Annotated in this window: 5 protein-coding genes; 2 read left to right on the forward strand and 3 right to left on the reverse strand. The window is 65.3% G+C overall.

Annotation, left to right across the window (positions count from 1 at the left end; genetic code table 11):
* Window positions 1–164: 164 nt before the first annotated feature.
* A complete protein-coding gene (locus ACT6Y9_RS05335) occupies window positions 165–1,514 on the reverse strand; it encodes an anaerobic C4-dicarboxylate transporter (protein ID WP_295478382.1) in 1,350 nt (449 codons plus the stop codon).
* A gap of 488 nt (window positions 1,515–2,002) precedes the next feature.
* Here ACT6Y9_RS05335 and ACT6Y9_RS05340 point away from each other — a divergent pair, with 488 nt between their 5' ends.
* Together ACT6Y9_RS05340 and ACT6Y9_RS05345 are read left to right on the forward strand one after the other, a co-directional pair.
* On the forward strand, window positions 2,003–3,103 hold the full coding sequence (locus ACT6Y9_RS05340) for an efflux RND transporter periplasmic adaptor subunit (protein WP_443743768.1): 1,101 nt from the start codon (window positions 2,003–2,005) through the stop codon (window positions 3,101–3,103).
* A gap of 12 nt (window positions 3,104–3,115) precedes the next feature.
* Window positions 3,116–6,217 (forward strand): efflux RND transporter permease subunit, encoded by a 3,102-nt coding sequence (locus tag ACT6Y9_RS05345; protein WP_443743769.1) that lies wholly within the window; start codon window positions 3,116–3,118, stop codon window positions 6,215–6,217.
* Between the two features lie 94 nt (window positions 6,218–6,311).
* On the opposite strand, the gene dnaJ is transcribed toward ACT6Y9_RS05345, so the two are convergent.
* Entirely contained in the window at window positions 6,312–7,484 is a 1,173-nt protein-coding gene (gene dnaJ / locus ACT6Y9_RS05350) for a molecular chaperone DnaJ (RefSeq protein ID WP_295478373.1), read from the reverse strand.
* Window positions 7,485–7,680: 196 nt separating this feature from the next.
* Entirely contained in the window at window positions 7,681–9,603 is a 1,923-nt protein-coding gene (gene dnaK, locus ACT6Y9_RS05355; protein ID WP_295478371.1) for a molecular chaperone DnaK, read from the reverse strand.
* Between the last annotated feature and the right edge of the window lie 334 nt (window positions 9,604–9,937).

The raw sequence follows: 9,937 nt of genomic DNA on the forward strand, positions 1-9,937 counted from the left end.
GGCATTCGGCATGCCGGGGCGTGCGCATATCGAAGAACGGGGACCCTTCCCTCAGGAAGAGTCCCCGCCTCGGTTTTTGGTGCTGCCGGCGGCTTCAGGGTCTTGGTCCCCTTCGCCGCCGCGGCTCACATCAAAGCGTCCTCACCGATAGTTATATCTGTGTCTTAGATGTAGCCGTAGAGCTTGCCGAGCACCCAGCCCATGCCGGTCGCGGTGAGAACACCGATCAGGCCCGGGAGGATGAAGGAGTGGTTGATCACGAAGCGGCCGATGTGGGTCGTACCGGAGCGGTCAAACTGCAGGGCAGCCAGGTCGGACGGATACGTCGGCAGGATGTAGTAGCCGTAGCAGGCGGACGAGAAGGCGACCACCAGCCCCGGAGGCGTACCAACCTGAAGGGCGACCGGGACGATCGTCGCAACAGCGGCGGCCTGCGAGTTCACGAGCTTGGAGACGAGGAGCAGCACGAGGGCGTAGGTCCACGGAGCTTCCTTAACCCAGTCCACCAGGATGACCTTCAGGTCGGCGAGGTGAGCCATGAACATCGTGTCGGCCATCCAGGCGACGCCGTACACCGCAACGATCGCGACGCAGCCGGCGTGGAACACCGAACCCTTCGAGATCATCGAGGCGCGCACGCCGCAGAACATGACCATCAGGGCGCCGGCGGAGAGCATGCACATCTGAATGAGCTGCGTCATGCCGAGGGCCTTCTTGCCGACCATCGGACGGAGGCTGGGCTCGGAGCCGAGCAGCGCAACGAACGCGATCGTGGCGAGGAAGATCCAGAGGGAGGCCCAGGCGGTCTTCGGGAAAACCTTGCCGATCAGGGTCGTGTTTTCGCCGTAGACGTACTTCTTCTGTTCCGGGTCAGAAATGAGTTTCTGGAACTCCGGATCCTTGTCGAGGTCCTTGCCGCGGAAGGACGAGTAGGTCGCTTCAGCGAAGAGGCCGACGATGGCCGCAGGGATCACGATCGAGAAGAGCTGCACGAAGCCGAACGGACGGCCGCCGACCTGGTAGCCGTCGAGCAGGGCGATCATCGAGACCGCAGCCACGGCAGCCGGCGAGCAGATCACGCCCATCTGGGCGGCGATGGTCGAAGCGGCCATCGGGCGTTCCGGACGGATGTTGTTCTTGATCGCAACGTCGTAAATAATCGGGAGCATCGTGTAGACCACGTGGCCGGTACCGCAGAGGATGGTCAGGAACCAGCAAAGGTACGGAGCGAGGTACACGACGGAACGGGGGTGCTTGCGGAGCACGCGTTCAGCGATCTGAAGCAGGCAGTCGAGGCCGCCGGCAGCCTGAAGGCTCGCGGAGCCGCAGACCACGGCCAGAATCGTCAGGATGACGTCGACCGGGGGCTTGCCCATCGGGATGTGGAACCCGAAGATCAAAACCATAAGGCCGACGCCGCCAATGAGGCCGAGGCCCATGCCGCCCTTTCGGGCGCCGTAGAACAAGCAGATCAGAACGATGACCAGCTGTATCCAAAAGTCATATCCGAGCATGTCTTTTCTCTCTTTGGAGTGAGGACGCAGGCATTATCGGCGTCCCCTCTCAAGAAAGGGGTAGGAGCTTGCTCCACTTTTGACTAAGTACAAAAAATTACAATTGACGGCGCCGGAATTTACATTTCGATCTAGGTCAGGCGTCGAATAAGTTCTCTGATTTGTCTGCATATTCCTGTGGAAACACCTAGAAGCGCCCGCCTCTAGGTAGTTTTGACTAGGGCAAAGCAGTCACCCTCTCCCCCCGATCAAACGCTCAATTTGTAACAGCCCCGACGCCTTTGGAAGCCTTTTCGCGACCGGTCCGCCGCGAGCGGGATTCCGAAAGGAGTACTCCCTTGAAGTTACGATAAACCCCTGACAACCCTGCAGATCCGCGCCTTCCTCACTCTGCGTGCTCTAAGTTTCCGTCCCTAAGATTTCCTCACTGTCCTCCTCCGTCGAATACCCGCCGGTCCCGACGACCGGCCATTTACTCCGCATCCGTCATGCAACGCAAATCCGTTCTCTGCGCGCTCCTCGCGGCAGCCGTCCTCACCCTCGCCGGCTGCGGCCAGCAGAAGTCCACTCCCGCGCCGCGCGCGCCGCTCCCCGTCGAGACCATAGAAGTGAAGGCGGCCGACGAGGCGCACTGGCTCGAAACGATCGGCCAGGCCGAGTCGGGCGCCGCCCTTGAGGTGAAGCCTCAGGCGACGGGCCGCATCCTCACGGTCAACTACCGAGAGGGCGAGCGGGTCGAGGCGGGCCGGGTGCTCTTTGAGATCGACCCGTCGAGCCTCTCGGCGCAGCTCGCCTCGGCCGAGGCCGCCCGCCGTCAGCTCGAAGACGAGTACGCCCAGGCCGACCGCGAGTGGAGGCGCTCGAAGGGGCTCTTCGAGGCGGGTGCGGGCACGAAGAAGGAGCTCGACGACGCGGCGAGCGCGCGCAGCCAGAAGCGCGCCGCGCTCGCGCAGGCGAAGGCGGACGAAGAGGAGGCGCGCATCAACCTCGGCTGGACCCAGGTGAAGGCGCCCGTGTCGGGCTTCGTCTCCAAGGCGCTCTTCAATCCCGGCGCCGTGGTCGTGAAGGAGTCCTCGGTCCTCGCCTCGATCACGCAGACCGACGACGTGCGCGTCGTCTTCTCGCCCTCGGACCGCGACCTCGCGGGCGCAGTCGTCACGACCGAGACCCCGGTTCGGGTCTTCCGCGCCGACGGCAGTGAAATTCCCGCCGCGCTCGACTACGTCGCGCCCACCTACGACCCGCAGAGGGGCACGCGCACGATGCGCGCGAAGATTCCCGCCTCGGCCGGGGTGCTCCCCGGAGAGTTCCTGCGCATCCGCTTCCAGACCACGATCGACCGCAGCGCCTGGCGCGTGCCGCAGCGCGCCGTGAAGCAACTCCCCGACGGCACCTACGCCGTCTTCGTGCTCGAGAACGGCAAGGCCGTGCAGAAAGCCGTCGAAGTGGGGCTCTGGGAGGGCGCCGACTGGGTGATCCGCTCCGGGCTCGCCGACGGCGACCGGGTGATCATCAACCAGATGATCAAGCTGCAGAACGGAACGGCCGTGACGGCCTCGTCCGATTCCGGCAGGAAGTCTGCGCAATAAGGAGCCCGCAGCATGCTCAGTCAGTTCTGCATCCGCAGGCCGATCTTCGCGACCGTCCTTTCGCTCTTCATCATCCTCGCGGGCCTCGTGGCGCTCCGGGTGCTCCCGCTCTCGCAGTACCCCAACATCACGCCGCCCTCGGTGCGCGTCTCTGCGACCTACGACGGCGCGGACGCCGAAACGATCGCCCGCACGGTCGCTCAGCCGATCGAGGACCAACTTTCGGGCATCGAAGGACTTCTCTACTACACGACGAGCATCCGCTCGAACGGCAACATGTCGATCCAGTGCATCTTCGACGTCGGCACGAACCCGAACGACGCGATGCTCGAGATCAACAACCGCGTGCGCACGGCCGAGCGGCGGCTCCCCTCGAGCGTGCGCGACCAAGGCGTCTCGGTGAGGAAGCGCTCGGACGACGACCTTCTGATGATGGCGCTCTATTCGCCCGACAAGTCGATGTCGGCGAGCGACATGGCCGACTACGCGACACTCAACATCGTCGATGAACTCAAGCGCCTCCCCGGCATCGGCGACGTGAACGTCTTCGGCAACGTCCAGTCGGCGATGCGCATCTGGCTCGACCCGGACCGCATGGCGAAGCTCGGCGTCACGACGAAGGACGTCGACGACGCGGTCTCCGCACAGAACGCGCAACACGCCGTCGGCCGCATCGGCACCTCGCCCACGCTCCCCGAGCAGCAGCTCTACTACAAGATCTCCACGCCGGGCCAGCTCCTCACCCCCGAAGAGTTCGGCGACGTCGTCGTGAAGAGCTCCTCGGCGCAGGGTATCGTGCGCCTGCGCGACATCGCCGCGACCGAAGTGGGCAAGCGCAGCTACGAATTCCGCGTGGACATGAACGGCCAGCCCGGCGTCAACATCGGCGTCTATCTGCAGACGGGCGCGAACGCCATGGCGGCGGCCGATGCGGTCAAGGCGCGCATCGCCGAGCTCGAACAGGCCTTTCCGAAAGGCAAGCTCGCCTACGTGATCACCAACGACACGACGGTCTTCGTCGGTGCCTCGCTCCAGGAGGTGTACCGCACGCTCGCCGAAGCCGGGGCCCTCGTACTGCTCGTGGTCTTCATCTTCCTGCAGAGCTGGCGCGCCACGCTCATCCCGATGCTCGCCGTCCCGGTCTCGCTCATCGGCACGATGGCGGGCCTCTGGCTCTTCGGCTTCTCGCTCAACACGCTCACGCTCTTCGCGATGACGCTCTCCATCGGCATCGTGGTGGACGACGCCATCGTGGTGCTCGAAAACGTCGAGCGCCTGATGCGCACCGAAGGGCTCTCGCCCTTCGACGCCGCCATCAAGGCGATGCAGGAGGTTTCGGGCGCCCTCGTCGCGATCGTGCTCGTCCTCTCCGCCGTCTTCATCCCGGTCGCCTTCCTCGGCGGCATCGCGGGCGAACTCTACCGGCAGTTCGCCGTCACGGTGGCCGTCTCGGTCGTGATTTCGGGCTTCGTCGCCCTCACGCTCACCCCGGCGCTCTGCGCGATCCTCCTCAAGCCCGTCGAGGAGAAGCCCTGGCGGGGGTTCCGGCTCTTCAACCAGGGCCTCGCGCGCTTCACGGTGCGCTTCCTCCAGATCGTGCGCCTCGCCCTCAAGCACCGCGTCGTCTCGGCGATGATCCTCGTGCTCGTCTGTGCGGGCTCCTGGGAGCTCCTGCAGCGCACCCCGACCTCCTTCATTCCGAAGGAGGACCAGGGCATCGTGCGCATGGCGCTCCAACTCCCCGAGGGCTCGGCCTTCCCGCGCACTGAGGCGGTCGCCGAAGGGTTCCTCGCGAAGATCAAGTCGCTCCCGGGCGTTCAGAACGTCGTCACGATGATGGGCTTCGACACGTTGGGCAGCGACATCCGCGCCAACGCCGCCACCTTCATCCTGCAGCTCAAGAACTGGAAGGACCGCACGATGAGTGCGGACGACTACCAGCAGCGGCTCTCGAAGTGGCTGCGCGAAAGCCCCGACGCCCGCGGCATCGCGGTGCTTCCCGCGCCGATTCCGGGCCTCGGCTCCTCGAACGGCTTCTCGGGCTACGTCACCTCGCACGGTTCGGACAACCCGCTCGTGCTCCAGGAGATCACCGACGGCTTCATCGAGGAGCTCTCGAAGCGCCCCGAGCTCACGGGGCTGAGAAGCACCCTCACGGCCGACAGCCCGCAGCTCGAGCTCACCGTGGACCGCGACCGCGCCTACGCCCTCGGCGTGGACGTGAACGACGTCTACGACACCATCTCGACGATGCTGGGCTCAACCTACATCAACGACTTCACGCGCAACGGCAAAACCTACCGCGTCGTGATGCAGGCCGACGCGAAGTTCCGTTCGCTCCCCTCGGACATCGGGCGCGCGGCCGTGCGCTCCTCTTCGGGTGAGATGGTCCCCATTTCGACCCTCGCCACCTGGAAGCGCGTCTCGGGCGCGGAGTCCCTCGGCCGCATGAACGGCTACCTCGGCGCGCCGATCATGGGCGCCGCGGTGCAGGGCGTGAGCTCGGGCGAGGCGATCCGGATCGTCGAGGAGACGGCCCGCGCCTACCTCCCGCCCGGCTACCAGGTGGAGTGGACGGGGCAGGCCTTCCACGAGAAGCGCATCGGCGCCTCCTCGGCCACGGCCTTCGGCTTCGGCCTCCTCGTGATGTTCCTCATCCTCGCGGCCCTCTACGAGCGTTGGTCGCTCCCGATCGCCGTGGTGCTCGCCGTCCCGTACGCCTTCCTCGGCGCCATGACGGCGATCTGGCTGCGCGGCACGAACAACGACATCTACTTCCAGATCGGTCTCCTCGTGCTGATCGGTCTCACCGCGAAGAACGCGATTCTGATCGTGGAGTTCGCCGCGCAGAAGATGGAGGAGGGCAAGGGCCCCTTCGAGGCGGCCATTGAAGCCGCGGGCCTGCGCCTGCGTCCGATCCTGATGACCTCGCTCGCCTTCATCCTCGGCGTCTTCCCGATGGTGGTGGCGACGGGCGCGGGCTCGTCGGCCCGCCACTCGATGGGCACGGGCGTCTTCGGCGGCATGCTCGCGGCGACCTTCATCTCCACGATCTTCGTGCCGGTCTTCTTCACCTGGTTCGCGCGGCACAAGAAGAAGTCCGCCGGCAAATAAGGCGCGGCGCTCCCGCCCGGAGACGAAAAAAAGCCCGGAGGCTCATTTGGAGGAGCTTCCGGGCTTTTCGTTTCTGCGCCGCGGGGTGCGGGACTTATTTGAAGAACTTCTTCACCTTGTCGAAGAACCCCGTGGACTTCGGATTGTGCTTGTCTCCGCCTTCCTTGAGGGAGGCGTCGAAGTCGCGCAGCATCTGCTTCTGCTTGGACGAGAGGTTCACGGGCGTCTCGATCTCGATGTGGAGGTAGAGGTCGCCCGGCTCGTGCGTGCGCAGATTCTTGATGCCCTTGTCACGCAGACGGAAGGTCTTGCCGCTCTGCGTCCCCTCGGGGAGCGTGATGCGGCTTTCGCCCTCGAGCGTCGGCACGACCACCTCGCCGCCCAAAGCGGCCGTCACGAAGGAAATCGGCAGCTGCATGTGCAGGTCGTCGCCGTCGCGCTCGAAGATGTCGCTCGGACGCACGCGGATCTCGACGAAGAGGTCGCCCGCCGGACCGCCGTTGACTCCCGGCTCGCCCTTGCCGGCCATGCGGATGCGCTGGCCGTCGTTGATGCCCGCGGGCACGTTCACCTGCAGCACCGTGGCGCTGCGCTTGTGACCCGTGCCGCCGCAGTCCGGGCACGGATCGGCGATCACCTCGCCCGTGCCGTGGCACTGCGGGCAGGTCTGCTGGACCTGGAAGAGGCCGTTGCTCATGCGCACGACGCCCGCGCCGTGGCAGGTCGGGCAGGTCTTCTTCGACGTGCCCGGGCGGCAGCCCGAGCCGTGGCAGGTCGCGCAGTCTTCCCACGTGGGCACGCGGATGTCCATCTTGCGGCCGTGCGCGGCGTCCTCGAAGCTCACTTCGAGCGAATAGCTCACGTCGTTGCCGCGCATCGGCTGCGGCCCCTGCGGACCCGCACCGCGGCCGCGGCCGGCGCCGCCACCGAAGAGGTCGGAGAAGATGTCGCCGAAAGCGCTCTGGAAGTCGCCGCCGCCCATGTTGCCGAAGCCGCCGAAGCCGCCCGGGCCGAAGCCGCCGGCGCCGCCGGCGGCGTTGGGATCGACGCCCGCCTTGCCGAAGCGGTCGTAGGCGGCGCGCTTCTGCTCGTCGGAGAGGACCGCATACGCCTCGCCCACCTGCTTGAACTTCTCCTCGGCCGTCTTGTCGCCCGGATTGCGGTCCGGGTGATATTTCATGGCGAGGCGCCGGTAGGCCTTCTTGATTTCATCCTGAGAGGCGCCGCGCTCTACGCCGAGCACCTCGTAATAGTTCTCTTCAGCCATGTCCGTTTCGTTGCACTAAACGTTTTCGTCGGCCTCCTGAGAGACCGGATTCATCAACCCAAGAAAGGGCCGGCTGGAAACTCTAGCCGACCCTTCTTGTGGAGGCGTCCCGAAAACCGCGCCTGCTTCGTCCGTGAAGGAGCGCCTCCCCCCTCGCGGGGGAGGCCTCGCCGCGGTCCGGGCCGGACGGAAGAGATTACTTCTTCACGTCCGTGAAGTCGGCGTCGACGACGTCGTCGTCCTTGCCGCCCGACTGCGCACCCTGCTGCTGACCCTGCTGGGCCTGCTGCTGGGCGGACGCGGCCTTGTTCATCTTCTCGCCGATCTTCTGAGCGGCGCTCATCAGACGTTCAACGGCCTTTTCGATCGCGTCCTTGTCCTCGCCCTTCGCCTTCTCCTCGACGTCCTTGATGGCGTCTTCGCAGGCGGCGCGGTCGGAGCTCTCGACCTTGTCGCCGAACTCCTTGAGGGTCTTCTGGACCTGGCTCACGGCGGCGTCGGCGGTGTTGCGGGCCTGGGCGAGTTCAAAGCGGCGGTGATCCTCCTCCTTGTTCGCTTCGGCGTCGCTCACCATGCGCTTGATCTCATCCTCAGAGAGGCCCGAGCTCGCCTTGATGGTGATCGTGTTCTCCTTGCCGGTGGCCTTGTCCTTGGCCGAGACGTGGAGGATGCCGTTCGCGTCGATGTCGAACGTCACCTCGATCTGCGGCAGTCCACGCGGAGACGGCGGAATCCCTTCAAGGTTGAACTCGCCGAGGAGCTTGTTCGAGGCGGCCATTTCATGCTCGCCCTGATAGACCTTGATGGTGACGGCCGGCTGGTTGTCCTCGGCGGTCGAGAAGACCTGCGAGTGCTTGGTCGGAATCGTCGTGTTGCGCTTGATCATCGCGGTCATCACGCCGCCCAGGGTTTCAATGCCGAGGGTGAGCGGGGTGACGTCGAGGAGCAGCACGTCGCGGCGTTCGCCCGTGAGGACCGAGCCCTGAATCGCGGCGCCGATGGCGACCGCCTCATCCGGGTTGACGTCCTTGCGGGGTTCCTTGCCGAAGAACTCGCGGACCACTTCCTGCACGCGCGGCATGCGGGTCATGCCGCCCACGAGGATCACGTCGGTGATGTCGTTCTTGTCGGCCTTCGCGTCGCGCAGCGCCTTGGTGAGCGGCTCGATCGTGCGCTGGACGAGATCCTCGACGAGGCTCTCGAACTTCGCGCGGGTGATGCTCATGTTGAGGTGCTTCGGACCCGTGGCGTCGGCGGTGATGTAGGGCAGGTTGATCTCGGTTTCCTGACGGCTCGAGAGCTCGATCTTCGCCTTTTCAGCGGCGTCCTTCAGGCGCTGCAGGGCGAGGACGTCCTTCGAGAGGTCGGCGCCCGTGTCCTTGCGGAACTCGTTGATGATGTAGTCGACGAGACGCTGGTCGAAGTCTTCGCCGCCGAGGAACGTGTCGCCGTTGGTCGAGAGGACTTCAAACTGCTTGTCGCCGTCGATGTTGGCGATGTCGATGATCGAGATGTCGAACGTGCCGCCGCCGAGGTCATAGACCGCGATCTTGCGGTCGGCGTTGCCGCCCTTGTCCATGCCGAAGGCGAGCGCGGCCGCGGTCGGCTCGTTGATGATGCGCTTCACGTCGAGACCGGCGATGCGGCCCGCGTCCTTCGTCGCCTGACGCTGGCTGTCGTTGAAGTAGGCCGGCACCGTGATCACGGCTTCCGTGACGGGCTCGCCGAGGTAGTCCTCAGCGGTCTTCTTCATCTTGCGGAGCACTTCGGCCGAAACCTGCTGCGGAGCGAGCTTCTTGCCGCTCACTTCAACCCAGGCGTCGCCGTTGTCGGCGCGCACGATGCTGAAGGGCGCGAGCTTGAGGTCCTTCTGCACTTCCGGATCGTCAAAACGACGGCCGATCAGACGCTTCACCGCGAAGAGCGTGTTCTTCGGGTTGGTGACGGCCTGACGCTTCGCAGGAGCGCCGACGAGGATCTCGCCGTTGTCCATGTAAGCAACGATCGAGGGCGTCGTGCGGGCGCCTTCGCTGTTCTCGATGACCTTGACGTGATCGCCTTCCATGATGGCGACCGCGGAATTCGTCGTGCCGAGGTCAATGCCGATGATCTTTGCCATTTGTCGTGGTTCCTTTTGTTTGCCGCGCCGTCCGCCGCTCCCTTTCGGGGGTCCGGACCATGACGTCCGGAGCCGCCGCCCAGGCCCGTCTCCTTTGGGGCGGGCGGGCTGCGGGAGCGACCGGGCGCAGCGCTTCTGAAAATCTTTCCGGCCGGCGCTCTTTGCACCCCTCGGGGGGATGCTCCGCACCGGCTCATTCGCTCTTTAATCCCTATATGGGGCCCGGCCGGGGAATTTCAAGCCCCGGGGTGAAAACTTTTTTGGGACGCCCACCGGGCGCCCCTCCGGGAAGCATGAAAAAACCCCGGACCTCCGTCTGGAGAGGAGCCGGGGC

Origin of the sequence: Sutterella sp., assembly GCF_052272535.1 — a bacterium.
Classification (GTDB): domain Bacteria; phylum Pseudomonadota; class Gammaproteobacteria; order Burkholderiales; family Burkholderiaceae_F; genus Sutterella.